At 69.2% G+C, this 24,414-nt stretch carries 22 protein-coding genes and 2 rRNA genes (1 of these 24 cut by a window edge); 6 read left to right on the forward strand and 18 right to left on the reverse strand.

Translation table 11 applies throughout. The features are described from left to right. Positions 1–62 precede the first annotated feature (62 nt). On the reverse strand, positions 63–635 hold the full coding sequence (locus ACF08M_RS26385; protein WP_392187742.1) for an SMI1/KNR4 family protein: 573 nt from the start codon (positions 633–635) through the stop codon (positions 63–65). Positions 636–867: 232 nt separating this feature from the next. On the opposite strand from ACF08M_RS26385, the gene ACF08M_RS26390 reads away from it, so the two are divergent. After that, positions 868–1,515 (forward strand): class I SAM-dependent methyltransferase, encoded by a 648-nt coding sequence (locus ACF08M_RS26390; RefSeq protein WP_392187743.1) that lies wholly within the window; start codon positions 868–870, stop codon positions 1,513–1,515. Positions 1,516–1,732: 217 nt separating this feature from the next. Next, positions 1,733–2,725 carry a phosphotransferase family protein gene (locus ACF08M_RS26395; protein ID WP_392187744.1) on the forward strand — a complete coding sequence of 331 codons (993 nt, stop codon included), beginning with the start codon at positions 1,733–1,735 and terminating at the stop codon, positions 2,723–2,725. 312 nt (positions 2,726–3,037) lie between these two features. Here the strand turns inward: ACF08M_RS26395 and ACF08M_RS26400 are convergent, their stop codons facing one another. Further along, positions 3,038–4,162 (reverse strand): MarR family transcriptional regulator, encoded by a 1,125-nt coding sequence (locus ACF08M_RS26400; RefSeq protein ID WP_392187745.1) that lies wholly within the window; start codon positions 4,160–4,162, stop codon positions 3,038–3,040. Between the two features lie 499 nt (positions 4,163–4,661). Between ACF08M_RS26400 and ACF08M_RS26405 the strand changes: the two genes are divergently transcribed. Further along, positions 4,662–5,246, forward strand: a complete 585-nt coding sequence (locus tag ACF08M_RS26405) for a hypothetical protein (protein WP_392187746.1) — start codon at positions 4,662–4,664, stop codon at positions 5,244–5,246. A 146-nt stretch (positions 5,247–5,392) separates the two neighbouring features. Here the strand turns inward: ACF08M_RS26405 and hemB are convergent, their stop codons facing one another. From hemB to ACF08M_RS26435, 6 genes are all read right to left on the reverse strand, one after another. Then, positions 5,393–6,391, reverse strand: coding sequence for a porphobilinogen synthase (hemB, locus tag ACF08M_RS26410; RefSeq protein ID WP_392187747.1), 999 nt, complete (start codon positions 6,389–6,391; stop codon positions 5,393–5,395). 122 nt (positions 6,392–6,513) lie between these two features. Next, positions 6,514–8,184, reverse strand: a complete 1,671-nt coding sequence (locus ACF08M_RS26415; protein ID WP_392187748.1) for a uroporphyrinogen-III synthase — start codon at positions 8,182–8,184, stop codon at positions 6,514–6,516. Continuing rightward, positions 8,181–9,167: a hydroxymethylbilane synthase gene (gene hemC / locus ACF08M_RS26420; RefSeq protein ID WP_392187749.1), complete on the reverse strand. Its 987-nt coding sequence runs from the start codon at positions 9,165–9,167 to the stop codon at positions 8,181–8,183. The genes ACF08M_RS26415 and hemC overlap by 4 nt, the downstream gene beginning before the upstream one ends. After that, on the reverse strand, positions 9,164–10,657 hold the full coding sequence (locus tag ACF08M_RS26425) for a glutamyl-tRNA reductase (protein ID WP_392187750.1): 1,494 nt from the start codon (positions 10,655–10,657) through the stop codon (positions 9,164–9,166). The genes hemC and ACF08M_RS26425 overlap by 4 nt, the downstream gene beginning before the upstream one ends. Continuing rightward, a complete protein-coding gene (locus ACF08M_RS26430; protein WP_392187751.1) occupies positions 10,654–11,418 on the reverse strand; it encodes a redox-sensing transcriptional repressor Rex in 765 nt (254 codons plus the stop codon). Before ACF08M_RS26430 ends, ACF08M_RS26425 begins: the two co-directional genes overlap by 4 nt. Positions 11,419–11,690: 272 nt before the next feature. After that, complete coding sequence (locus tag ACF08M_RS26435) at positions 11,691–11,966, reverse strand: glutaredoxin family protein (protein ID WP_392187752.1); 276 nt, start codon at positions 11,964–11,966, stop codon at positions 11,691–11,693. Positions 11,967–12,135: 169 nt separating this feature from the next. On the opposite strand from ACF08M_RS26435, the gene ACF08M_RS26440 reads away from it, so the two are divergent. From ACF08M_RS26440 to ACF08M_RS26450, 3 genes are all read left to right on the forward strand, one after another. Then, on the forward strand, positions 12,136–13,125 hold the full coding sequence (locus ACF08M_RS26440) for an HAD family hydrolase (RefSeq protein WP_392187753.1): 990 nt from the start codon (positions 12,136–12,138) through the stop codon (positions 13,123–13,125). Between the two features lie 355 nt (positions 13,126–13,480). Next, positions 13,481–14,257 (forward strand): ECF subfamily RNA polymerase sigma factor, BldN family, encoded by a 777-nt coding sequence (locus ACF08M_RS26445; protein ID WP_392187754.1) that lies wholly within the window; start codon positions 13,481–13,483, stop codon positions 14,255–14,257. A gap of 225 nt (positions 14,258–14,482) precedes the next feature. Continuing rightward, positions 14,483–15,673 carry a DUF5667 domain-containing protein gene (locus tag ACF08M_RS26450; protein ID WP_392187755.1) on the forward strand — a complete coding sequence of 397 codons (1,191 nt, stop codon included), beginning with the start codon at positions 14,483–14,485 and terminating at the stop codon, positions 15,671–15,673. A 122-nt stretch (positions 15,674–15,795) separates the two neighbouring features. On the opposite strand, the gene ACF08M_RS26455 is transcribed toward ACF08M_RS26450, so the two are convergent. From ACF08M_RS26455 to ACF08M_RS26500, 10 genes are all read right to left on the reverse strand, one after another. After that, positions 15,796–16,881: a lysophospholipid acyltransferase family protein gene (locus ACF08M_RS26455; RefSeq protein ID WP_392187756.1), complete on the reverse strand. Its 1,086-nt coding sequence runs from the start codon at positions 16,879–16,881 to the stop codon at positions 15,796–15,798. Between the two features lie 15 nt (positions 16,882–16,896). Then, positions 16,897–17,991, reverse strand: a complete 1,095-nt coding sequence (locus ACF08M_RS26460) for an NAD-dependent epimerase/dehydratase family protein (RefSeq protein WP_392187757.1) — start codon at positions 17,989–17,991, stop codon at positions 16,897–16,899. Positions 17,992–18,175: 184 nt separating this feature from the next. Further along, positions 18,176–18,274, reverse strand: coding sequence for a 30S ribosomal protein bS22 (locus ACF08M_RS26465; protein ID WP_003948845.1), 99 nt, complete (start codon positions 18,272–18,274; stop codon positions 18,176–18,178). A 110-nt stretch (positions 18,275–18,384) separates the two neighbouring features. Then, on the reverse strand, positions 18,385–18,597 hold the full coding sequence (locus ACF08M_RS26470; RefSeq protein ID WP_392187758.1) for a helix-turn-helix domain-containing protein: 213 nt from the start codon (positions 18,595–18,597) through the stop codon (positions 18,385–18,387). A 128-nt stretch (positions 18,598–18,725) separates the two neighbouring features. After that, positions 18,726–19,541, reverse strand: coding sequence for a phosphatase (locus ACF08M_RS26475; RefSeq protein ID WP_392187759.1), 816 nt, complete (start codon positions 19,539–19,541; stop codon positions 18,726–18,728). A gap of 173 nt (positions 19,542–19,714) precedes the next feature. Then, positions 19,715–20,887, reverse strand: coding sequence for an acetoin utilization protein AcuC (locus tag ACF08M_RS26480; RefSeq protein ID WP_392187760.1), 1,173 nt, complete (start codon positions 20,885–20,887; stop codon positions 19,715–19,717). Then, entirely contained in the window at positions 20,856–22,061 is a 1,206-nt protein-coding gene (locus ACF08M_RS26485) for an MFS transporter (protein WP_392187761.1), read from the reverse strand. Before ACF08M_RS26485 ends, ACF08M_RS26480 begins: the two co-directional genes overlap by 32 nt. Before the next feature lie 42 nt (positions 22,062–22,103). Beyond that, the gene (locus tag ACF08M_RS26490; RefSeq protein WP_392187762.1) at positions 22,104–22,748 is read right to left on the reverse strand and encodes an HAD family hydrolase; all 645 of its coding nucleotides are present in this window, start codon (positions 22,746–22,748) and stop codon (positions 22,104–22,106) included. Positions 22,749–22,820: 72 nt separating this feature from the next. Then, positions 22,821–22,937 (reverse strand): 5S ribosomal RNA (rrf, locus tag ACF08M_RS26495). 77 nt (positions 22,938–23,014) lie between these two features. After that, positions 23,015–24,414: ribosomal RNA gene (locus ACF08M_RS26500) — 23S ribosomal RNA — on the reverse strand (it continues 1,437 nt past the right edge of the window).

The following is a 24,414-nucleotide window of genomic DNA, read 5'->3' on the forward strand; positions in this document are numbered from 1 at the left end:
AGATGAGGCACGGGACGGCCGTGCCACCGGCGGCTCACCACGTGGACGACGGCTCGGTTCGCTCAGCAGCCCACGACGGACGGCCGTACCGTCGGCAGTGCCCACGGTTCCGGGGACCCGCTGATCAGGTCCGCCAGGAACTGGACAGCACCTGCCTCGTAATGCCACCAGTCACCATTGCGTGAGGCCACGGTGACAGTCCACTCGTCGGGCCCGGCCCCGCCCGTAGTCCAGAGAAAGTAGTCGCCCGAGTACGACGTGGCCCAGGGCAACAGTCCCCCTGGCGCCGGGAAGGGACGCAGTGGAACGGGCATCTCCGCGTCCTCGCACCACTCCGCCAGGATTTCGAGATCGTCGGGGTCCTCTGCCCATGCCTGCTCCTGTCCGGGGGGCGGGAAGCCCACAAACAGAAAGTCGCCGAAGACCAAGGAGGGGTAGGTGTCACCGAGCAGCTTGTAGTCCGAGGGCAGCCTCACTCCCAGACCGGTCTCCGCCGACTCCCAGTCGATGCCGGCGGGAGCCGTACGCCGCAGAGCACCCAGCCCGGGCACGGCCTGCTCCAGCGCCTGAATCGCCGAAGCCGGGTCGGTCAGTCGTCGATGCGGCACCTGGGTGCCGATGAGAGCGTCGTCCACGCGGGACAGACTGCCAGGCCGATGGTTGCCGATCATCGCTCGGGTCCCACCAGGAGATTGCACTTCCGCACGCCACCCGTGCTGAGCGACCTGAGTGGCCTGAGCGATCTGAGCGACGGATCCGTCGCGTTGGCGATCACCGACGCCGGGTCGTCCGCAGCAGGCGAACGGGTGGGAGGGGAGATCGTGATTCTCTCGGCTCGCCTCAGTGCCAGGAACTACTGTCGCGAGCATGGTCGAACATGATGCCCTCAGTGCCACCCGCGACGCCTACGACGCTGTTGCCCCCACCTATGCGCAGCTCTTCCGCGACGAGCTGCGTGACAGGCCCCTGGACCGCGCGATCTTGAGTGCCTTCGCCGAGGTCGTACGCGCGAGTGGGAACGGTCAAGTCGCGGACCTGGGGTGTGGACCTGGCCATATCACCGCTCATCTGGATGAGTTGGGGCTGGCAGTGTTTGGCATCGATGCCTCCCCTGCGATGATCACGTTGGCTCGACAGGCCCATCCGGGCCTGCGGTTCGACGTGGGCTCGCTGGCCGCGTCGAACATCGCTGACGGCGAGCTGGGCGGCGTACTCTCACGTTGGTCCATCATCCACACTCCGCCGCACGAACTCCCCGTCATCCTGGCGGAGTTCCACCGTGTGCTGGCACCTGGCGGCCACCTTCTGATCGGCTTTTCGGCCAGCGACAATCCGTCTCACCCGACGCAGGTCTTCGATCACGCAGTCGCACCGGCCTATCGGTGGTCGCCTGATCACCTCGCCGCGATGCTGCACAAATCAGGGTTGGCCGAGGTGGCCCGGATGGTTCGCGAGCCTCAGCCCACCGACCGACGGCAGTTCCAGGAGATCCAACTGCTGGCTCGCAAAGCCTAGGCAGGGGCTGTCCGGCGCCCCGGCGATTGTCCGTGGCGTAGCGGCTGAGGGCATGGGGGGGGCTTTCAGCAGGGGCCGATCGTTACCGGCCTGGGATTGCGTGTCGATGTCACGTGATGCGTCGCCACCACCGGCGTGGATTTCCGGGCCCCGGACACCGTCCGTGCAAGGGGGTATCCAGTAGCACGGGCGGCGCCGTCGTCAGTAGGTTCTGCGGATGCGGCAATTCGCGGACATCGAAGACCTGTCGGGGCTCGTGCGTGACGCGCTGGGAGCGGGATGCCGCGTTGTCGCGGTGGACCGGTTGCGCGGGGGCAGCAGGAAAGGGGTGTACCGGGTCCTCCTTGATGGAACCCGTACCGCCAGTGTGATCGTCTACAGCTGGGCCGAAGCGGAGAACTTCTGGCCGGGAGCGCGAGAGGCCGACCCGACCGACCCGTTCGCGCCCGCCTCCGGGCTGGTCCCGTTCCTGGCCGCGCAGCGAAGCTTGGGCAGCCTCGGGGCACGGACTCCGCGGGTACTCCTGGCGGATGACAGCCGGCGCCGCTATCCGGCGGACGTCGCCGTGGTCGAGGACGTCTCCGGCGGCACGCTCGAAGCACTCTTCGAAACCGATCCCACGCGCGCCGCGGGAACCCTGGGCGACCTCGCCGAGATGCTTGAGGTGATGCACCGACACCAGGGTCGGCACTACGGCAAGGTGGACCTGCTGGAGCGGGGCGGCTCCGTGTCCGAGGTCTCCTGCGAGCGGCGGGTCCTCGACCGCGCCCTGCGGGACCTTGAGGAGGCGGCGGGGCGTGACGGCCGCATCGCGGCAGTCGGCGCCGCATTGCACGACCGTCTGCAGGAACTGGCCGATCAGGTGAGCCCACGCGCGGAATACGGACTGATCCACGGAGAACTCGGCCCCGACCACGTCCTCGTAGACGCCGACGGGCACCCCGTTCTGATCGACATCGAGGGCCTGATGTACTTCGACGTCGAGTGGGAGCACGTCTTTCTCCAGCTCCGCTTCCGCGAGCGGTACACCGCACTGGCCCGGCCCGGTCTCGATCCGCAGCGGCTCGACCTCTACATGCTCGCGATGCGTCTGTCGCTGGTGGCCGGTCCACTGCGTCTCCTCGACGGTGACTTCCCCGGCCGGGCGTTCATGCAGGGGATCGCCGAGCACAACGCGAAAGAGGCGCTGGCACTCCTGCCGTTGGTGTAGCCCTCGGATGTGCGGGGCCGCGCGGAGCACCCGCCTGGTCCTCGCCACGGCCAGGATCCTGCCGGAGCGACCGACGAGTGGTTCGCCGACCTGCCGCCCGGTGGCCAGGTCCCGGGCGTGCACGGCCCGGTCGGCGCCTGCCGTCACGGCGACGGCCCGTCCTTCGCGAACCGCCGTGGCGGCCGCCAGCCCTCGTAGCGGAGCTACCAGGGCTTTTGGCCAACGCGGCGAGCGTGCGTGCTGGGCGGCACGACGGGGCAAAGCCTGCCGGGAGGGCCACTGGTCACGCGCTCTGACACTCGGCTCCGGCTACTAGGCCCTGAGCAGGTCGCGGAGTTCGTTCACGCAGGCACGGACGTCACGTTCACGGACGTCGGATGCGGGGGCGGGGCCGGTGGTGGCGTCCGGACCGACGGCTGGGCCGCCGACGGCACGGCGGCACGGGCGGCAGAGGCCGTCGGGGAGCGCTTCTGGGCGGCCGGGGGTGCCGCACCGGGCGCAATCCACCATCGCGTGGTGGACGGGGACTGCTGAGCCTTCCTGAGCTGCGGGCAGAGCGGGCGGGATCTTGTCGTTGAGCCGACGGCGCAGGAACCCGACGGGCGAGTCGACCCGGGCGGGAAGCCCGGCAGAGAGGGCCTGGGTGAGGTAGTCCGTGCTCACGCCCCGTGCGAGCCATTCGGCGGCACGCCCCTCCAACGCCGCACAGTCGGCGGCGGACAGCGCCAACCGATGCTCTGTACGCCCGAGTTGGGCCAGCGTCAGGTACGCGGGCGAGGGGCATCCCGCATCCGGCCTCGCGCCGGGCGCGACGCCCCCGGCGAACACGGCGTCGGCAGAGGCGCCAGCAGCGGCGGCCGGGGACGGCACCTCGACAACGGCCGGGGGCGCCGGGACCGTGGGCTCCATCGGCACCCAGGACGGCGGGGAGGTACCCACCGCCGGTTCAACCACGGCCCCGGCCCCGGCCCCGGCGTCCGCCCCGGCCCGGTTGTCGTCCGCCCCGGCCCGGTTGTCGTCCGCCCCGGCGCGGTTGTCCTCCGCGTCCAGGTAGGCGTTCCACCATTCGTTGTCCCGCGCGGTACGGGACCAGAACGTGCGGAAGACCCAGCGGACCTGATCGCCCTCGCCCACCGGTCGGCGTACGCGGCGCAGGTGACCGGCCACCGCCAGGGCGGTCAGGGCGCTGCCGACGGCCTGCTGCCCGTACAGCGGCAGTTGCTTGGCCAGGGCCTTCACATTCATCGCCGCGCCGTCGGGCAGATGGTCGACGAACCCGGCGACATAGCGCTCCCGCGCAGGCAGCAGCGCGAAGTCGTCGGAACGGTGGGGTTGTTGGTCCGGCGCGGAGCGCTTGCCGTAGCCGGGGTTGGCCATCGGGTACGCGGGCGAGGATGCGGGCGCGTGCAGGACAGAGCTAAGGTTCTGGGTAGCCACAGGATCCCTTACAGATCTTGGAGGTCAGACCCCGGCCCGGTGCGCTAACACCGTGCTGGGGTTGTTTCGTTGTGCGCACCGTAAGCAGCCGTGTCACTGGGTCGCAAGCTGTCACGATTAGTCATACTTGCTGGCCGTGACGGGTGGGGGAGGTAGGGAGGGTTGCCCCAACCACCCTTTTGTTCCAACCGGTTGAAGAAGGCGCTCGAATCCCGGAGCTCAAATCCCGGAGCTCGAACCCCGGCGCCCGAATCCCGGTGCCCGAGTCCCGAACCTCAACCGCCCTCCACGTCCACCCCGCGCCCCGCCTCGTCCCCCTCACGAGTGAACGGCTGAGCCCGGGTCTCGAAACCCGAGGCCCGGGTATCGAGCGCCGGACCCCGGCACCGCGCTCGACGCACACCTGCGCACGTAACGTCTACGGCCTCGACGCACACCTGCGCACCTGCACACGTAACGTCTACGGCCCCGGTCCAACGCCCCCGAGAGGAACACCCGCATGCCCCCGACGCCGACCCCGGACCCGAACCCGGACCCGAACCCGGGCCCGAACCACTCCCACCACCCCCACCACCCCCACCACCTCGACCGCCTCATCGAGGAGTTCCGCGCCCTGCCCGCCGACAGCGACCGCAGACGCGAGATCGTGGCGGAACTGGACGGCGACGCAGACGCGGTGCCGTTCCTCGTCTCGGTCGTCGCCGACTCGCGGGAGTACGACCTGGCCCGCGTCGAAGCAGCCACGATCCTGCGCCTGTGGCCCCCGTCCGACCCGTTCGCCGCCCGCGCCGCCGCCCAGGCCCTGCTGACCGCGCTGAACGACCCCGAGGAGGACCTGGTCCGCCAGTACGCGGCCGCGGCCCTCGGCCCCTACGCGGACGAACCACCGGTCCACCAGGCCCTGACCGCCGTCGTGCTGGAGGACGAGGACCCGCTCGTACGGCACAACGCCCTGGCCGCCGTCGAGGAGGCGGGCCCGAGCGACGCCCGTACCGAGGTACTGCGCGCCCTCACCCGGGACCCCGAACTCGGCACGGCGGCGGCCCGCACCCTCACGGCCTGGGGCCGGAAGCCCGACGCGTAGGGCCGGTGCCCGCTACTGGACCCTGAAACCGTCGACGCTCATGTAGTCGCCGGTCTTCATCACACCCTTGAGGGTGTGCGCGCCGGGGGCGAGAACGGCCGGCCGAGGACGGCCCGCGCCCGCGCCCACGCCGGCGCCGCTTCCGCTCAGCGCCGCCCCAGCCGCTGCGCGACCTCCGTCGCCCAGTACGTCAGGATCATCTGCGCCCCGGCCCGCCGGATCCCGGTCAGGCTCTCCATGATCGCGGCGTCCCGGTCGATCCAGCCCTTCTCCGCGGCGGCCTCGATCATCGCGTACTCGCCACTGATCTGGTACGCGGCAACCGGCACGTCCACCGAGTCGGCGACCTTCGCGAGGACATCGAGGTAGGGACCGGCCGGCTTGACCATGACCATGTCGGCGCCCTCCTCCAGATCGAGCGCCAGCTCGCGCAGGGACTCACGGGCGTTCGCCGGGTCCTGCTGGTACGTCTTGCGGTCGCCCCTGAGCGAGGAGCCGACGGCCTCGCGGAACGGCCCGTAGAACGCCGACGCGTACTTGACCGTATAGGCGAGGATCGACACGTCCTCGTGGCCCGTCTGGTCGAGCGCGTCCCGGACGACGCCGACCTGGCCGTCCATCATGCCGCTGGGGCCGACCACATGGGCGCCCGCGTCGGCCTGGACCTGGGCCATCTCGGCATACCGCTCCAGCGTCGCGTCGTTGTCGATACGGCCGTCGGCGGTCAGGACACCGCAGTGGCCGTGGTCGGTGTACTCGTCCAGGCACAGGTCCGACATGACGACGAGCCCGTCACCGACCTCCTCGCGCACCGCGCGCAGACCGGCCTGGAGGATTCCGGCCGGGTCCGTGCCCGCCGTGCCCCGGGCGTCCTTCTTCTCGTCCGCGGGAACGCCGAAGAGCATGATCCCGCTGACCCCCGCCGACACCGCCTCGACGGCGGCCTTCCGCAGGGTGTCCAGGGTGTGCTGCTGCACACCGGGCATGGTCGAGATGGCGACGGGCGCGTCGATGCCCTCACGCACGAACGCGGGCAGGATCAGATTCGCCGGGTCGAGCCGTGTCTCGGCGACCATGCGCCGCATCGCCGGGGTCGTCCGCAGCCGCCGGGGGCGGGAGCCGGGGAAGTTTCCGTACACAGTCATCCTTCGAGACTAGACCCGTACACATCACCGTCTTACCGACACCCGTGCCGGGAAAACCGGCAGGGGCCCGGCCGCCGAAGCAGCCGGACCCCTGAACCCCTGCAACACTCCCGACGGGCCGGTCAGGTCGTCGTACGACGCCGCCGCGCCCCCGGACGCCGCTCGCTCGGCCGCGTCACCGGATCACCGGCCTCCTTCGCCGTCTCCCGGCGCTGCGCACCGAACGCGGCGAGGGCCTCGGCCAGCCTGTGCACCGAAGGCTCCGGCGACAGGACGTCGACGCGCAGCCCGTGCTCCTCGGCGGTCTTGGCCGTCGCCGGGCCGATACACGCGATGACCGTCACATTGTGCGGCTTGCCCGCGATGCCGACCAGGTTCCGTACGGTCGACGACGAGGTGAAGAGCACCGCGTCGAAACCGCCGCCCTTGATGGCCTCACGCGTGTCGGCGGGCGGCGGCGAGGCACGGACCGTGCGGTATGCGGTGACGTCGTCGACCTCCCAGCCCAGCTCGATGAGCCCGGCCACCAGCGTCTCGGTGGCGATGTCGGCGCGCGGCAGGAAGACGCGGTCGATCGGGTCGAAGACCGGGTCGTACGGCGGCCAGTCCTCCAGCAGACCGGCGGCGGACTGCTCACCCGACGGCACCAGGTCCGGCTTCACCCCGAAGTCGACGAGCGCGGCGGCGGTCTGCTCGCCGACGGCCGCGACCTTGATCCCGGCGAAGGCACGGGCGTCGAGCCCGTACTCCTCGAACTTCTCCCGGACGGCCTTCACCGCGTTGACGCTGGTGAAGGCGATCCACTCGTAGCGGCCCGTGACCAGGCCCTTGACCGCGCGCTCCATCTGCTGGGGCGTACGGGGCGGCTCGACGGCGATCGTCGGGACCTCGTACGGCACGGCACCGTACGAACGAAGCTGGTCGGAGAGCGACGCCGCCTGCTCCTTCGTGCGCGGGACGAGCACCTTCCAGCCGAAGAGGGGCTTGGACTCGAACCACGCGAGCTGGTCGTGCTGGGCAGCGGCGCTGCGCTCACCGACCACGGCTATGACGGGCTGGTGCCCGTCCGGCGACGGCAGGACCTTCGCCTGCTTCAGGACCTGCGCGATCGTCCCGAGGGTCGCCGTCCAGGTGCGCTGGCGGGTGGTCGTACCGGCCACCGTCACGGTCAGCGGGGTGTCGGGCTTGCGGCCCGCCGAGACCAGCTCACCGGCGGCCGCGGCCACCGAGTCGAGCGTCGTCGAGACGACGGCCGTCGCATCGCTCGCACCGACCTCGGTCCAGCAGCGCTCGGAGGCGGTACGGGCGTCGACGAACCGGACGTCGGCGCCCTGCGCGTCACGCAGCGGCACACCGGCGTACGCGGGCACGCCCACGGCGTTGGCGACACCCGGAACAACCTCGAAGGGGATACCGGCGGTGGCGCAGGCGAGCATCTCGGAACCGGCGTTCCCGTCCAGTCCCGGGTCGCCGGAGACGGCACGGACGACCCGCCTGCCGCCCCTCGCTGCCTCCATGACAAGATTGACCGCATCCCTGAGAACGGGGACGGCGACGGCTGCTGACTGCGCGTCAACAACCGTCAGTTCAGGGGTGCTTACGCCTGCCCGCGCATGGCAGCGAACAACGCCGAGAACGTCCGGCTCGGCGACAAGGACGTCCGCGCTCGCGAGCGCCTCGACAGCGCGCAGGGTCAGCAGTCCCGGGTCGCCGGGACCGGCGCCGAGGAAGGTGACGTGCCCTTGTGCGGACAGGGCCGGAAAGTCGGATGCGGCGGGGCCGGTGGGGCTCAAAGTGCTCGCTCCCCCATAAGACCGGCCGCCCCCTTGGCGAGCATCTCGGCCGCGAGTTCGCGACCGAGGGCCGCCGCGTCGTCGTGCGACGTGGGGACGGGACCGGTGGTGGACATCTGTACCAGCGAGGAGCCGTCGGTGGAACCGACGACACCGCGCAGGCGCAGTTCGTTGACAGCCTGTCCGTCGACCAGGAGGTCGGCCAGCGCACCCACAGGTGCGGAGCAACCGGCCTCCAGGGCGGCGAGCAGGGCACGCTCGGCGGTCACGGCGGCCCGGGTGACCGGGTCGTCGAGCTCGGCGAGTGCGGCGGCGAGGTCCGCGCTGGTCGCAGCGCATTCGATCGCCAGTGCTCCCTGGCCGGGAGCGGGCAGGACGGTGTCGACCGACAGGAAATCGGTCGCCTCACCGGTCCGGCCGAGGCGGCTGAGCCCGGCCGCGGCGAGTACCACCGCGTCCAGCTCCCCGCTGCGTACGAACCCGATCCGCGTATCGACGTTCCCCCGGATCGGCACGGTCTCGATGTCGCGGCCGTGATTGCGTGCGTACGCGTTGAGCTGCGCCATGCGGCGCGGCGAGCCGGTGCCGATGCGGGCACCGGACGGCAGCTGCTCGAAGGTCAGCCCGTCCCGCGCCACCAGTACGTCGCGCGGGTCCTCGCGCACCGGTACGGCAGCCAGCACGAGGCCCTCGGGCTGGGCGGTCGGCAGGTCCTTGAGCGAGTGGACGGCGAAGTCCACCTCGCCGCGCAGCAGCGCCTCGCGCAGCGCGGCGACGAACACGCCGGTGCCGCCGATCTGCGCGAGGTGCTCCCGGGAGATGTCGCCGTACGTGGTGATCTCGACGAGCTCGACGGCGCGCCCGGTCACCTCGCTGACCGCGTCGGCGACGAGTCCGGACTGCGCCATGGCGAGCTTGCTGCGCCGGGTGCCCAGCCGGAGCGGCGCGTCGGTCTGCGCACGCTGGGGTGAGTTGTCGGTCATGACCGCCCTCGATTCGGGTCGTTCAGGTCTGCCCGGGAGACGGCGGCGACCGTCTGCGGGTCGAGGTCGAAGAGTTCCCGCAGCGCATCGGCGTACCCGGCGCCGCCGGGCTCGCTGGCGAGCTGCTTGACCCGCACGGTGGGCGCGTGCAGGAGCTTGTCGACGACGCGGCGCACGGTCTGCGAGATCTCGGCGCGCTGCTTCTCGTCCAGGTCGGGGAGGCGTCCGTCGAGCCGTGCGATCTCGCCCGCGACGACTCCGGCGGCCATCGTGCGCAGGGCGACGACGGTCGGGGTGATGTGGGCGGCACGCTGCGCGGCGCCGAAGGCGGCGACCTCGTCGCCGACGATGGCGCGCACCTGGTCCACATCGGCGGCCATCGGGGCGTCCGCCGACGCCTCGGCGAGCGACTCGATGTCGACGAGGCGCACACCGCCGAGGCGGGCGGTGCCGCCGTCGATGTCGCGCGGCATGGCGAGGTCGAGCAGGGCGAGGCGGACGGGGCCGGCGTCCTGGGCGGGCACGGTGGCCCGGCGCACGGCCTGGCGGACCGTACCGGCGGTGCCGTTCTCCACCCAGGCGGCGTGCCGGTCGGGGTCGGCCGGCGGCGCGGGAACGGAGGCGGCGGGCGCCTCGTGCGCGGGGTCGAGGGCCAGGCCGAGCGCTCCGGCGACGGCCTCGGCGGTCAGCACGAGACCCGTGGCGCCGGTGCACGAGACGACGACGTCGGCACGTGTCAGTTCGTCGGCGACGGCGGCCATCTCCACGGCGCGGGCGATCACTCCGGTACCGCCGGGCTGGCCGAGGATCTCGACGAGCCGGTCGGCGCGGGCCCGGGTCCGGTTGGCGACGGCGATCTCGGCGACACCGGCACGGGCCAGGGTGGCGGCGGCCAGCGAGGACATCGAGCCCGCACCGATCACCAGGGCCCGCTTGCCCCGGGCCCAGTCGGTGACGTCCGCACCCGCCGCGAGCTGTTCGAGGCCGAAGGTGACGAGCGACTGCCCGGCCCGGTCGATCCCGGTCTCGCTGTGGGCGCGCTTGCCGACCCGCAGAGCCTGCTGGAACAGGTCGTTCAGCAGCCGCCCGGCGGTATGGAGCTCCTGCCCCAGCGCCAGCGCGTCCTTGATCTGGCCGAGGATCTGCCCCTCGCCGACGACCATCGAGTCCAGCCCGCAGGCCACCGAGAAGAGGTGGTGGACGGCCCGGTCCTCGTAGTGCACATAGAGATACGGAGTGAGCTCGTCCAGCCCGACCCCGCTGTGCCGGGCCAGGAGCGTGGACAGCTCGGCGACGCCCGCGTGGAACTTGTCCACGTCGGCGTACAGCTCGATGCGATTGCAGGTGGCCAGCACGGCGGCCTCGACCGCGGGCTCCGCGGCGAGGGTGTCCTGGAGCAGCTTGGCCTGCGTCTCGGCAGCCAGCGAGGCCCGTTCCAGTACGGAGACGGGGGCGCTGCGGTGGCTCAGCCCTACGACGAGAAGACTCATGCCGGCATCACGGCGGGCATGTCCCCGTCAGGTCCCTTCCGGCTGTCGGCGGCGGGCACGGGCGACGCGGCCGCCTCCGGGCTGCTCTCGGAGGTGTCCTCGCCGGCCTTGCGCTGCTCATGGAAGGCGAGGATCTGGAGTTCGATGGAGAGGTCGACCTTGCGGACATCGACGCCGTCGGGCACGGAGAGCACCGTCGGCGCGAAGTTCAGGATGGAGGTGACGCCTGCGGCGACGAGCCGGTCGCAGACCTGCTGGGCGGCACCGGCCGGGGTCGAGATGACGCCGATCGACACGCCGTTCTCGCTGACGATCGTCTCCAGCTCGTCGGCGTGCTGCACGGGGATCCCCGCGACGGGCGTTCCGGCCATCGCCGGGTCGGCGTCGATCAGTGCGGCGACCCGGAAACCTCGGGAGGCGAAACCGCCGTAGTTGGCGAGCGCGGCGCCGAGGTTACCGATGCCGACGATCACGACCGGCCAGTCCTGGGTGAGCCCGAGTTCGCGGGAGATCTGGTAGACGAGATACTCGACGTCGTACCCGACGCCGCGCGTCCCGTAGGACCCGAGGTAGCTGAAGTCCTTGCGCAACTTGGCAGAGTTGACCCCCGCCGCCGCGGCGAGTTCCTCGGACGAGACCGTGGGGACCGAGCGCTCGGAGAGCGCGGTCAGTGCGCGCAGGTACAGCGGAAGTCGGGCGACGGTGGCCTCGGGAATTCCTCGGCTACGGGTCGCCGGTCGGTGAGTTCGGCCAGTTGCCACGGTGCTCCTGCGGGATGAGCGGGGCTGCAGGCGGCCGTATGTCCCAAGGCCGCCCCGTCGAATGCAGGCTATGTCTTTGTGAACGCGTGCACAAAGATAGTGTCCGTTTTGTCCGGTCAAAGTGACCGGGGTCACGCATATTCGTTGCGCGATCCCGGAACCAAGGATCGCATCAGCCCGTTGCAGGCCCGAAGGGGGCAAAGCCGCACACACTCCTCACAGCCACTCCCCCGAGATCACCCAAAACGCCCACGATGGTAACCGGGTTTCACTCACGAACACAGCGCCCTGCGCAGCCTCGCCGGGTCCACCCGCCAGAACGTGTGCTGTTCGTCGTCGATCAGGACGACCGGGATCTGCTCCCAATACTTCCGATGAAGCTCCTCGTCCAGGGTGATGTCCCTCTCCGCCCAGGAGACACCGGTCTCCTCGCACACCCCCCGCACCACCGCCCTCGCGTCGTCACAGAGGTGACATCCGGGCTTCCCGATCAGGGTCACCACCCGGTCCGCGGGCTTCTTCCTCGTACGTCGCAGCAAGGCACTCATGCACTCATTCTGCGCCGAACGGGCCCGGCACCCCGACCCGGCGGCGAACCCGTTCCGCCCTCCATCCGCCACACCCCGGATCACCCGGGCGGCAAATCGGAACCGAGAGTTCACGGCACGGCATCCCAGCAGGTCGGGAAGGGCCCGGCCGACTGGCTATGCTCACGGCATGGCCGCTCTTGGATGGCTCACACCCCGTAGGCGCCCCGCCACAGCACGGAGCGTGCTGGCAGGCGAGGCAGCAGCTGAGGCAGCGCGGAAGTCCTCCCTCCCCACCGAACTCCCCGACGACCAGCGCTCCGCCGACGACACCTCCACCGCCGGCCCGGACACCTCCGTCCGTCCGGAGACCGCCGGGACCGAGGCGCCGGCCTTCCCCGTCGTCGGCGACGACCGGGCCGCCGCCTTCTTCGACCTGGACAACACCGTGATGCAGGGCGCGGCGATCTTCCACTTCGGCCGCGGTCTGTACAAGCGGAAGTTCTTCCAGCGCCGCGAGCTCACCCGGTTCGCCTGGCAGCAGGCCTGGTTCAGGCTGGCCGGCGTCGAGGACCCGGAGCACATGCAGGACGCCCGCGACAGCGCCCTGTCCATCGTCAAAGGCCACCGCGTCTCCGAGCTGATGTCCATCGGCGAGGAGATCTACGACGAGTACATGGCCGACCGCATCTGGCCCGGCACCCGCGCCCTCGCCCAGGCCCATCTGGACGCCGGGCAGCGGGTCTGGCTGGTCACCGCCGCCCCGGTGGAGACCGCGACGATCATCGCCCGCCGCCTCGGGCTGACCGGCGCGCTCGGCACGGTCGCCGAATCCGTCGACGGCATCTACACGGGCCGTCTGGTCGGCGAGCCGCTGCACGGGCCCGCGAAGGCCGAGGCCGTCCGCGCCCTGGCCGCGGCCGAGGACCTCGACCTCGACCGCTGCGCGGCCTACAGCGATTCGCACAACGACATCCCGATGCTGTCCCTGGTCGGCCACCCGTACGCGATCAACCCGGACGCCAAGCTCCGCAAGTACGCCCGCGCCCGCGACTGGCGGCTGCGGGACTACCGGACGGGCCGCAAGGCGGCCAAGGTCGGCATCCCCGCCGCGGCCGGCGTCGGCGCGCTCGCGGGCGGCACCGCGGCCGCCGTCGCCCTGCACCGGCGCCGTCGCTGACGCACTCCCGTTCGCTCCCCGCTGTGACCGCCGGGCCACGCCCGAACATCCCACGCCAATCGGCACCCGTTGCTCACCGACCGCTCCCGCCAGTCGGATTGCACGCACCCGACCACAACCCGTCGCGCCCGCAGGCAGATCGCGAACTAATTCGATCAATAACCGGTCACGATGCGCTACTTAATGCGTCGTTTTGTCGCTACAGAAGCGACGTAATCGATGATTTGAGCAACTGGGTGTAGCACGGCCTGTACGAAGCGTTATTCTCCTCAGACGCATTCCGGAACCCGCCACCCACTACCACGAGTGACGGTTTCGCACTGCACGTGATGGAAGCTCTGCCTCTGGGAGTCCCGTGTACCCACACGTCGGGGTTGACGCCTCGGGCCTGGCTACGCTGCGCGCAACGGTCGCCAACCGTTTGCGCGGCTTCGTCCCCACCGCGTACGCCGTACCCGCATTTGCCGCCCCTGCACCTGTCGGCCCTTGCTATGCCATGGCCGAACGAAGTGCGGCGGTCGGAAGACGCAGCAACCGCGGCGCAACTACTACGTCCACCGTCCGTCGGCCCACCGCCGACAGCGACAGCGCGCGCATGATGGAACTCGTCGAGCGCGCACAGGCCGGCGAGGCCGACGCCTTCGGCCGCCTCTACGACCAGTACAGCGACACCGTCTACCGCTACATCTACTACCGCGTGGGCGGCAAGGCGACGGCGGAGGACCTCACCAGTGAGACCTTCCTGCGCGCCCTGCGCCGCATCTCCACCTTCACCTGGCAGGGCCGCGACTTCGGCGCCTGGCTGGTCACGATCGCCCGCAACCTGGTCGCCGACCACTTCAAATCCAGCCGCTTCCGGCTGGAGGTGACCACCGGCGAAATGCTCGACGCCAACGAGGTCGAGCGCAGCCCCGAGGACTCCGTCCTGGAATCCCTCTCCAATGCCGCACTGCTGCAGGCCGTGCGCCGACTCAACCCTCAGCAGCAGGAGTGCGTGACCCTGCGCTTCCTGCAGGGGCTCTCGGTCGCCGAGACCGCCCGGGTCATGGGCAAGAACGAGGGCGCGATCAAAACCTTGCAGTACCGCGCCGTCCGCACTCTGGCCCGGCTCCTTCCGGACGACGCCCGCTGAACCGCCCCCGAACGCTCTCGCTCTCGGCGACATGTTCATCACACGCCGGTCGGATTATCTTTCTTGCGTAACCCATGTGCCGAGCCTTTCGTTGTGCTGGTTGCAGGCTCCCTGTCGCCACCCCGTGTCCGCCGCCACTCACTCATTCGTGTGGAAGCGCTCAAGGTGTGCAACCTTCCGGACCCTCAGGGGAGTCGACCGTCATGACGAGAGGAGGTGCCGCCAGTGATCGCAAACGTTTCGGCACACCGGCGGGCGAACGCCTTCGCCCAGGTCCTGGAGGAGCAGTCGCTCCACGGTGCGGCAGCCGTGCAGTCCGAGGAACCGGCCGAACCGGCCGACCACGGACCGCTGTTGGCCCTGGCGAACGGCCTCGGTGAACTACCGCGGCCGGAATTGGATCCCGAGGTCAAAGTGGTGCAGCGAGCCCAGCTCGTCGCCGCCATGGAGGCCATGTTCGCCGAAGGCGGTGCGTCCACGGGCCCTACGGTGCCCGAACAGCGGGCCAAGGGGGCCCACCGGGCCTCCCCGCTCCGGAAACTGCGTCCGCGTTCACGCTGGACCAAGGGCCTCGCGGCCGGCGGGCTCACCGTCGGTGTGGCGGCGGGAGCCTTCGGCGGAGTGGCCGCTGCCAGTTCCGACGCCCTGCCGGGTGATTCGCTGTACGGGCTCAAACGCGGCATGGAGGACATCCACCGCGGCATGGCCAGCGGTGACGCCGACCGCGGCGAGGTCTACCTCGACCAGGCGTCGACCCGGCTCAGCGAGGCGCGTCGACTGATGGAGCGCGCCCGCTCCGGCGATCTCGACCACGAACAGCTCGGCGAGGTCAGGCGCACGCTCAACGGCATGACGCACGACGCCACCGAGGGCCACCGCCTGCTCCACGCGGCCTATCAGCGGGACGGCGCCATCGGCCCGATCCAGACCCTGGAGTCCTTCTCCCGCTCGCACCGCGACAGCTGGAGCAGCCTGCGCGACCGGCTGCCCGTGCAGCTCACCGATGTCGGCGACCAGGTCAGCTCGGTCTTCGACGCCATAGACGAAGAGGTCGAGCCGCTGCAGTCGCTGCTGCCCCGCACCCCGGACCGGAGCCCCGTCTCGCGGGAGTCGGTCGCCACGGAGCAGGACACGGAATCGTCCGGTACGGACCACTCCACGTCCTCGTCGCCGCAGGCCCCGCACGGCAGTACGGGCCACAGCACCGCACCCCGCCCGTCGGGCTCCGACAGCGCCCCGTCCGACGGCCTGATCGTCGGCGGCATGGACGGCCTCCTCGACACCCCGCCCCCGGGCACCACGCCGTCCACCGATGGCCGGATCAGCCCCCCGCCCGCACCGGACGTCACCCTGCCCCCGCTCCTCCCCGGCCTGCTCCCGGGCCTGGGGGTCAACAGCGAGAACCTGAACGACTGACACCGTCCCGATCTCCGGACGAGCACTCCCAGCCCGTCCGGCGATCGAGGCCGAGGCACCCACCGGCACCCCACCCACCCCGGCACACACCTCACCCGCCCCGGCACAAGAAGAACACCGGCTCAGAAGAACACCGACCTTCGCTGCACCAGCAACCTGTACAGCGTGTGCTGAATCTGCTCCCGCACCTGATCCGTCAGATTGAACATCAGCATCGGATCCTCCGCCGCCTCCACCGGATACCCACTCGTGGAAATCGGCTCGCCGAACTGGATCGTCCACTTCGTCGGCAACGGCACCGCTCCGAGCGGCCCCAGCCAGGGAAACGTCGGCGTGATCGGGAAGTACGGGAATCCCAGCAGCCTCGCCAGCGTCTTCGAGTTGCCGATCATCGGGTAGATCTCCTCGGCTCCCACGATCGAGCACGGGACGATCGGCACCCCCGCCCGCAGCGCCGTGGAAACGAAACCGCCCCGGCCGAAGCGCTGGAGCTTGTACCGCTCGCCGAACGGCTTGCCGACGCCCTTGAAGCCCTCCGGCATCACCCCGACGAGCTCGCCGCGCCGCAGCAGCCGCTCCGCGTCCTCCGCACAGGCCAGCGTGTGCCCGGCCTTGCGGGCAAGCTCGTTGACCACCGGCAGCATGAAGACGAGATCGGCCGCGAGCAGCCGCAGATGCCGCCCCGCCGGATGGTTGTCGTGCACGGCGACCTGGAGCATCAGCCCGTCGAGCGGCAGCGTGCCCGAGTGGTTGGACACGATGAGCGCCCCGCCGTCCGCCGGGATGTTCTCGATGCCCTTCACCTCGACCCGGAAGTACTTCTCGTAGACCGGCCGCAGCATCGACATCAGGACCTGATCGGTCAGTTCCTCGTCGTACCCGAACTCGTCGACGTCGTACTCACCGGTGACCCGCCGCCGCAGGAACGCGAGCCCGCCGGCGATCCGCCGGTCCCAGCCACCGCGCTCGGCCCCTTCCAAGGGCTGCCCGGACCGCCGGGGCTCCTCCTGCGGCAGCGAGGCGTCCTGCTGACCGGGAAGGGCGCTGACAGCCGCAGTCCCGACCACGGAGGCCGCAGAGGCCGCGGAGGCCACAGCGGGCCCGGGCCCCTGCTCCCTGCCCCCTGCCGACCGGCGCCGCGCGGAGCGCGACGAAACGCCCGACCGCGAACGGTCGTCGTCGAACGGAATGACCTTGGCATCCGTCATCGTCGGTGCGCTCCTCTACCTGGCGCTGGGGGTCGGGTGCGTGTCGCCCGGCCCGGTGGTCTCCGGAACATCGCCGGCCGCTCCGGCGAACGGCATGGCGGCCAGTCTGTCGACCGCCCTTCCCGCCGCCTCGGGCGGCAACAGCCCCGGTCCCTGACTGCGCGCGAACTCCGCGAACGTCTCCGCGGTGGTGAACTCCGGGTGGAAACCCAGGGTCTCGCGCATCTGGACGGTGGAAACCACCCTGCCATGGGTGAGCAACCGGATCTGCTCCGGCGAGAAGTCCGTCATGCCGACCCTGCGCAGCGCCTGGCCGACCCAGGTGACGGCGGGCAGCAGCAACGGCATCGTCGGCCGCCCCAGCCTCCGCGAGCACTGCGAGAGCAGCAGCACCCCGTCCCCGGCGATGTTGAAGGTGCCGCTGTTCAACGTGCCGCGCCTCGGCTCGCGCGAGGCGATTCCCAGTACGCCGACGACATCGTCCTCGTGCACGAACTGGAGCCTCGGGTCGTAACCGAACACCGTGGGCAGCACCGGCAGCGACAGATAGTCGGCGAGCGGCGAATCCGCCTCCGGCCCCAGAATGTTCGCGAATCTGAGCACGCACACGGCGACGTCCGGCCGACGGCGCGCGAAGCCCCGTACGTACCCCTCGACCTCCACCACGTCCTTGGCGAAGCCCCCGCTCGGCAGGGACTTGGGCGGAGTGGTCTCGGTGAAGACCGCCGGATCGCGGGGCGCGGAGCCGTACACGTTCGTACTGGACTTGACGACCAGCCGCCGCACGCTCGGCGCCTTCTGGCAGGCCCCGAGCAACTGCATGGTGCCGATGACGTTGGTCTCCTTGACCGTCGTCCGGCCGCCCGTGCCAACCGCCTTGGCCGAGACGTCCAGGTGGACGACCGTGTCGACGGAGTGCTCGGCGAGGACGCGCGCGATCGCGGGCTGCCGGATGTCCGCCGCCACGAAATCGGCGTCGCCCAAGCGGTGTCCGGGCGCGACCGCGTCGACGGCGATCACCCGGTCCACTTCCGGATCACGCTGGATGCGCCGCACGAAACGGCCACCCAGCTGCCGGGCCGCTCCCGTGACCAGCACGACCTTCCCCAAGATCAGCGCCTTCCGTAGAAAGGTTTCCCCTGGCCGTCACCGTAGCCGGTGGACGTTGCCCGGTGATGACCGCACGGCGGCCTTCTGCCGAGTCTTTGGCCCGAATGCGGGTACCGCCCCACAACGCGCCGCAGCCCTCCCGCCATACAGGCGGAAGGGCTGCGGATTCACGAACTGCGTTCGCCTACTTCTTGTTGCGACGCTGAACGCGCGTGCGCTTGAGCAGCTTGCGGTGCTTCTTCTTGGCCATCCGCTTGCGCCGCTTCTTGATAACAGAGCCCACGACTACCCTCGCTCACTTCTTCTTCACTGGTGCGGGGCGTCTGGGCCCACACGACCTACGTCGGCCTAGCCTACCCGCCACCGCGTGAGGGGCGTAATCCGAGGCGAACCTCAGGCGGACTCCACCCCTACAAAGGACTCGCGGAGATACTCGTGAACCGCTTGCTCCGGAACCCGGAAGGACCTGCCCACCCGGATCGCCGGCAGATGACCGCTGTGCACCAAGCGGTACACGGTCATCTTCGACACCCTCATGACCGCGGCGACTTCCGCCACGGTCAGAAACTTGACCTCGTTCAGAGGCCTCTCGCTGTCAGCAGCCATGACCCACCTGTACCTTCCGCACGAGACGCGCACCGGCTTCCCCTCCGGTGACTCTTCGTCGTTGTGCGCTCACTCCCCAGATTAGGGGCGCGTGATGCGAGTGGGGAAGAGGAGAGGTGATCGGCCGCCTACTGTGACAGACACGCCCGATTGAGTACATAGCGCGTGAGCGGACGGTAGTAGGCGGACTGTACGGCGTCGTCGAGCGGAACGGCGACCGACACCCGGCCCTCGGCCTCCCCGACGAAGAGCGCGGGATCGTCCGTATCCGCCAGCCCGATCGCCTCGATGCCCAGCTGACCTGCCCCGCAGACCCATCCGTGGTCCCCGACGACCAGTTCCGGCAGCCGCCCGCGCCCCTCCGCCGCCGACTCCAGAACAACCCTGACCGGCAACGGCGAATGGGTGTGTGCGCCGGTGTCACCACCAGGAGCCCGCGCGCCGGGTTCACGCACCATCGCGACTCCTCGTACGTAGTCGAGGTTGTACGTGCGTACGCCGAACCGGGTCGTTATGTCGATACATCGCCCCTGCGCAGGGGTGAGTACGGGGCACCCGGCCGCCGACAAAGCGCCTGCCAGCTCTACGTAGAAACCGAGCAGCCGGTGCGGATGTCCCGTCCCCAACAGCACCGGCGACCGCCGGACCGCCGCATGCGACAGCCGCCCGGCGAAGGCGTCCAGAGCCGCCAGGGTCCGCTCCGGATCGATCACATCATGGCCCGAAACATAAGCAGGATCGTCCGAAACACCACACTTCTCGGCCATCAAGCGAAGAAGATCGGGCTCCTCCCAGCACCGTTCGGGGTCGAGGCCGAGCGTCACCCGCGGGTCCCGGGCCGCGAAGAGCCGATAGCTCCGCAGACTCACTTCCCTCGACGTGGCCACGGGCCCGGCCAGCCGGGCCGCCAGCAGATGCGCACGCAGCGCTCCGGTGCTCAACACCCCACCGATGCTGCCCCAATCACCCGGACGGGGGGCCAGAAGCCCGGATACACCCCACCGTTGGCGTAACCCGGCGCAGTTGGCGCGACCCGGCCCGAGGCGGCACAGCCGACCGTTCGCCCCGCCCGCCATCGCACGGAGACGGCCGCACCGCGACAGCCGCCCCGCCCGCCTCAGGTCAGCAGCCCCCGCAACGGGAAGGCCGCCCGCCTGGTCGCCAGCACCGCCTGGTCCAGCCGGTCCGCGGGGTCGTACCCCTCCTCCCACGACTTCCACGAGGGAATACGCCCGTCCGTCATCCGGGCCGGCCCCGGCTGGCGGGTCCGCGCATAGACCTCGTCCCGCCACGAGGGCGGAATCACCGACTCGGGATCCACCGGCGCGTGCGCGGCAATCCCCACCAGATGGGTCCAGGCCCGCGGCACCACGTCGACCACCGCGTACCCGCCCCCGCCGAGCGCCACCCAGCGCCCGCCCTCCGCGTACTCATGGGCGAGATCGTGGCAGGCCGCCATCACCGCCCGCTGCGCGTCCAGCGACACCGCGAGATGAGCGAGCGGATCCTCGAAATGCGTATCGGCCCCGTGCTGACTCACCAGCACCTGCGGCCTGAAGTCCGCCAGCAGCTCCGGCACGACCGCGTGGAACGCCCGCAGCCACCCCGCGTCCCCCGTACCGGCCGGCAGCGCCACATTCACCGCACTGCCCGCACCCGCCCCGGAACCGGTCTCCTCCGGCCAGCCGGTCTGCGGAAAGAGCGTGCGCGGATGTTCGTGCAGCGACACGGTCAGGACGCGCGGGTCCTCCCAGAAGGCCGCCTGCACGCCGTCCCCGTGGTGCACGTCCACGTCGACGTACGCGATCCGCTCGGCACCCAGCTCCAACAGCCGTGCAATGGCGAGCGCCGGATCGTTGTAGATGCAGAACCCCGCCGCACCACCCGGCATGGCATGGTGCAGCCCGCCCGTGAAGTTCACCGCGTGCGCGGTCTCCCCACGCCACACCGCCTCGGCCGCGGCCACCGACTGCCCGGCGATCAACGCCGACACCTCATGCATCCCCGCGAACGCGGGATCGTCCACCGTCCCGAGCCCGTAGTTCTGATCGGCGTGCTTCGGATCCGCCGACGCGGCGCGCACGGCAGCCACATAGTCCTCGCGGTGCACCAGACGCAGCGTGGACTCCCCGGCGGGCTTGGCCGCCACCACGTCCACGGCCCCGTCGAGCCCGAACGCCCGCACCAGCCCCATCGTCAGAGCAAGTCTGACGGGGTCCATCGGATGACTTTCCCCGAAGTCGTAACCCGTTACTCCGTCATCCCACATCAACTGTGCGCGGCCGCTCATGCCCGCCACCGTATCGGGCAGGATCCGCACCGAACGACTTGGCGTACACGAGCGTCGCGAGCACCAGCACCATCGGTACCAGCATCGCTCCCCGGTAGCTCCAGGCATCCCCGAGCGCCCCCACCAGCGGCGACCCCACCAGAAAACCGACGTAGTTGAAGACATTCAGCCGTGCAATGGCCGTATCGCTCGCCCTGGGAAACATCCGCCCGGCGGCCGCGAACGTCTGCGGCACGATCACGCACAGACCGAGACCCAGCAGAGTGAACCCGAGCATCCCGACCCACGCACCACCGGCCAGCGCCACCACACCGAACCCGACAGCAGCCAGCACGCTCCCGGACCGCACCACGGTCACAGCCCCGAACCGCCGCACCCCGAAGTCCCCGACGGTCCGCCCCAGCAGCGTCGTCACCATGTAGATGTTGTACGGAACGGTCGACAGCTGCTCCGAGCTGCCCAGCACGTCGTGCACATACTTCGCGCTCCAGTTGGAGACCGTCGAGTCCCCGATGTACGTGAAGCTCATCACCAGGCAGAGCGGCATCAGCAACTTGAAGGAGACCGGAACGGCCCCCTTCCCCTGCCCCTCCACCGGCCCCGCCTCCACTGACGCGCCCTCGGCGTACCACCGGCTCCCGATGAACGCGGCGGGCAACAGCACGACAACCGCCGGAAGGTACGAGACCAGCAGCGACAGATCCCAGTGCGCCCCGGCCCACGCCATAGACGCCCCGGCGATCCCGCCCAGGCTGTACGCGGCATGGAATCCCAGCATGATGGAACGTCCGTACGCCCGCTGAAGACTGACCCCCATCATGTTCATGGAGGCATCGAGCGCTCCGACGGCAAGCCCGAACACCCCGAGCGCCAGAGCCGCCTCCCACAACACGCTCCCGGCCCCGGCACCGAGCAGCGCGAGCAGCACAACAGGCTGCGCCCACCTCAGTACGACCCGCGGCCGTACCCGCGCGACCACCTTCTCGGTGACCACGCTCCCCACCCCGGCCAGGATCGGCACCGCGGCCAGGAACACCGGCAACAGCCCGTCGGATATCCCATACCGGTCCTGGATGGCGGGGATCCGCGTCACGAGCAGGGCAAAGGTGACCCCCTGCACGAAGAAGCTCAGCGCGAGAGAGGCCCTGCCATACCGCAAGCGAGCATGTGTCATGGCCGCGAGCGTAAGACCACTCACTACCCATGGGTAGATGGATCAGACGAGCAATTCCCGGAGTTGGCTCATGTCGGAGAAGTGCCCGGTCACCCCGGCGAGCCGGTCCGCCGGCATCATCGACGTAAACCCGTACACATCCATCCCCGCAGCCCGGGCCGCCTCCACTCCGAGCGGGCTGTCCTCGATGACGACGCACCGCTCGGGAGGAACGCCCATCCGCTCGGCGGCATGCAGAAACAGATCGGGCGCCGGCTTTCCGTGCGCCACATCCTCCGCGCTGAAGATCCACTCTTCCTCGAACCACTGGTCGAGCCCGGTCTTGCGATGCCCGACCCGGATGCGCTCGTGGGTTCCGGAGGACGCAACGCAGTAGGCCACCCCGTCGACGACAAGCTTTCCCAGCACATCGTCGACGCCCGCCACGGGCTCCAGCTCCTGCTGGAACGCCGCGAAAATCCGTGAGTGCAGCGTCTCGTCGAAGTCCGAGGGCAGCTTCTCCCCGGTCCTTTCCTCGACGAGATCGTGCACCCGGTGCACGGCAGACCCCATGTAGTCGCGAAGGCATTCCTGGTACGAGGTCGGGTGGCCGAGCTCCGTGAGGTACTCGGACAGGATGGTGTTGGAGATCGGCTCGCTGTCCACGAGCACACCGTCGTTGTCGAAGATGACCAGTTCGTAGCGCATGGTCCGAGACTAGACGCTGTGAACGCAGAAAAGCCCCGTGCCACAAGGGCACGGGGCTCTCCAACAAAAGGAGTTCGGCGGCGTCCTACTCTCCCACAGGGTCCCCCCTGCAGTACCATCGGCGCTGAAAGGCTTAGCTTCCGGGTTCGGAATGTAACCGGGCGTTTCCCTAACGCAATGACCACCGAAACACTATGAAATTAACCAACACCGGAACAACACGGCCGTTCGTTATTTCAGAACAAACACAGTGGACGCGAGCAACTGAGGACAAGCCCTCGGCCTATTAGTACCAGTCAGCTCCACCCGTTACCGGGCTTCCACATCTGGCCTATCAACCCAGTCGTCTACTGGGAGCCTTAACCCCTCAAGGAGGTGGGAATACTCATCTCGAAGCAGGCTTCCCGCTTAGATGCTTTCAGCGGTTATCCTTTCCGAACGTAGCCAACCAGCCATGCCCTTGGCAGAACAACTGGCACACCAGAGGTTCGTCCGTCCCGGTCCTCTCGTACTAGGGACAGCCCTTCTCAATATTCCTACGCGCACAGCGGATAGGGACCGAACTGTCTCACGACGTTCTAAACCCAGCTCGCGTACCGCTTTAATGGGCGAACAGCCCAACCCTTGGGACCGACTCCAGCCCCAGGATGCGACGAGCCGACATCGAGGTGCCAAACCATCCCGTCGATATGGACTCTTGGGGAAGATCAGCCTGTTATCCCCGGGGTACCTTTTATCCGTTGAGCGACAGCGCTTCCACAAGCCACTGCCGGATCACTAGTCCCGACTTTCGTCCCTGCTCGACCCGTCGGTCTCACAGTCAAGCTCCCTTGTGCACTTACACTCAACACCTGATTGCCAACCAGGCTGAGGGAACCTTTGGGCGCCTCCGTTACTCTTTAGGAGGCAACCGCCCCAGTTAAACTACCCATCAGACACTGTCCCTGATCCGGATCACGGACCCAGGTTAGACATCCAGCACGACCAGAGTGGTATTTCAACGACGACTCCACAACCACTGGCGTGGCCGCTTCAAAGTCTCCCACCTATCCTACACAAGCCGAACCGAACACCAATATCAAACTGTAGTAAAGGTCCCGGGGTCTTTCCGTCCTGCTGCGCGAAACGAGCATCTTTACTCGTAGTGCAATTTCACCGGGCCTATGGTTGAGACAGTCGAGAAGTCGTTACGCCATTCGTGCAGGTCGGAACTTACCCGACAAGGAATTTCGCTACCTTAGGATGGTTATAGTTACCACCGCCGTTTACTGGCGCTTAAGTTCTCAGCTTCGCCAACCCGAAAGTCGGCTAACCGGTCCCCTTAACGTTCCAGCACCGGGCAGGCGTCAGTCCGTATACATCGCCTTACGGCTTCGCACGGACCTGTGTTTTTAGTAAACAGTCGCTTCTCGCTGGTCTCTGCGGCCACCCCCAGCTCAAGACGTAAAGCCCATCACCAGGAATGGCCCCCCTTCTCCCGAAGTTACGGGGGCATTTTGCCGAGTTCCTTAACCATAGTTCACCCGAACGCCTCGGTATTCTCTACCTGACCACCTGAGTCGGTTTAGGGTACGGGCCGCCATGAAACTCGCTAGAGGCTTTTCTCGACAGCATAGGATCATCCACTTCACCACAATCGGCTCGGCATCAGGTCTCAGCCTTAACG

The sequence above is a fragment of the Streptomyces sp. NPDC015032 genome, assembly GCF_043080425.1.
In the GTDB taxonomy this organism is placed as follows: domain Bacteria; phylum Actinomycetota; class Actinomycetes; order Streptomycetales; family Streptomycetaceae; genus Streptomyces.

Bases quoted from the DNA above. Each gene is read 5' to 3' on its own strand.
- ACF08M_RS26390 (WP_392187743.1), top strand. From the start codon at position 868: ATGGTCGAACATGATGCCCTCAGTGCCACCCGCGACGCCTACGACGCT.
- ACF08M_RS26395 (WP_392187744.1), top strand. From the start codon at position 1,733: ATGCGGCAATTCGCGGACATCGAAGACCTGTCGGGGCTCGTGCGTGAC.
- ACF08M_RS26405 (WP_392187746.1), top strand. From the start codon at position 4,662: ATGCCCCCGACGCCGACCCCGGACCCGAACCCGGACCCGAACCCGGGC.
- hemB (WP_392187747.1), bottom strand. From the start codon at position 6,391: ATGACTGTGTACGGAAACTTCCCCGGCTCCCGCCCCCGGCGGCTGCGG.
- hemC (WP_392187749.1), bottom strand. From the start codon at position 9,167: ATGACCGACAACTCACCCCAGCGTGCGCAGACCGACGCGCCGCTCCGG.
- ACF08M_RS26425 (WP_392187750.1), bottom strand. From the start codon at position 10,657: ATGAGTCTTCTCGTCGTAGGGCTGAGCCACCGCAGCGCCCCCGTCTCC.
- ACF08M_RS26435 (WP_392187752.1), bottom strand. From the start codon at position 11,966: ATGAGTGCCTTGCTGCGACGTACGAGGAAGAAGCCCGCGGACCGGGTG.
- ACF08M_RS26440 (WP_392187753.1), top strand. From the start codon at position 12,136: ATGGCCGCTCTTGGATGGCTCACACCCCGTAGGCGCCCCGCCACAGCA.
- ACF08M_RS26455 (WP_392187756.1), bottom strand. From the start codon at position 16,881: ATGACGGATGCCAAGGTCATTCCGTTCGACGACGACCGTTCGCGGTCG.
- ACF08M_RS26470 (WP_392187758.1), bottom strand. From the start codon at position 18,597: ATGGCTGCTGACAGCGAGAGGCCTCTGAACGAGGTCAAGTTTCTGACC.
- ACF08M_RS26480 (WP_392187760.1), bottom strand. From the start codon at position 20,887: ATGAGCGGCCGCGCACAGTTGATGTGGGATGACGGAGTAACGGGTTAC.
- ACF08M_RS26485 (WP_392187761.1), bottom strand. From the start codon at position 22,061: ATGACACATGCTCGCTTGCGGTATGGCAGGGCCTCTCTCGCGCTGAGC.
- ACF08M_RS26490 (WP_392187762.1), bottom strand. From the start codon at position 22,748: ATGCGCTACGAACTGGTCATCTTCGACAACGACGGTGTGCTCGTGGAC.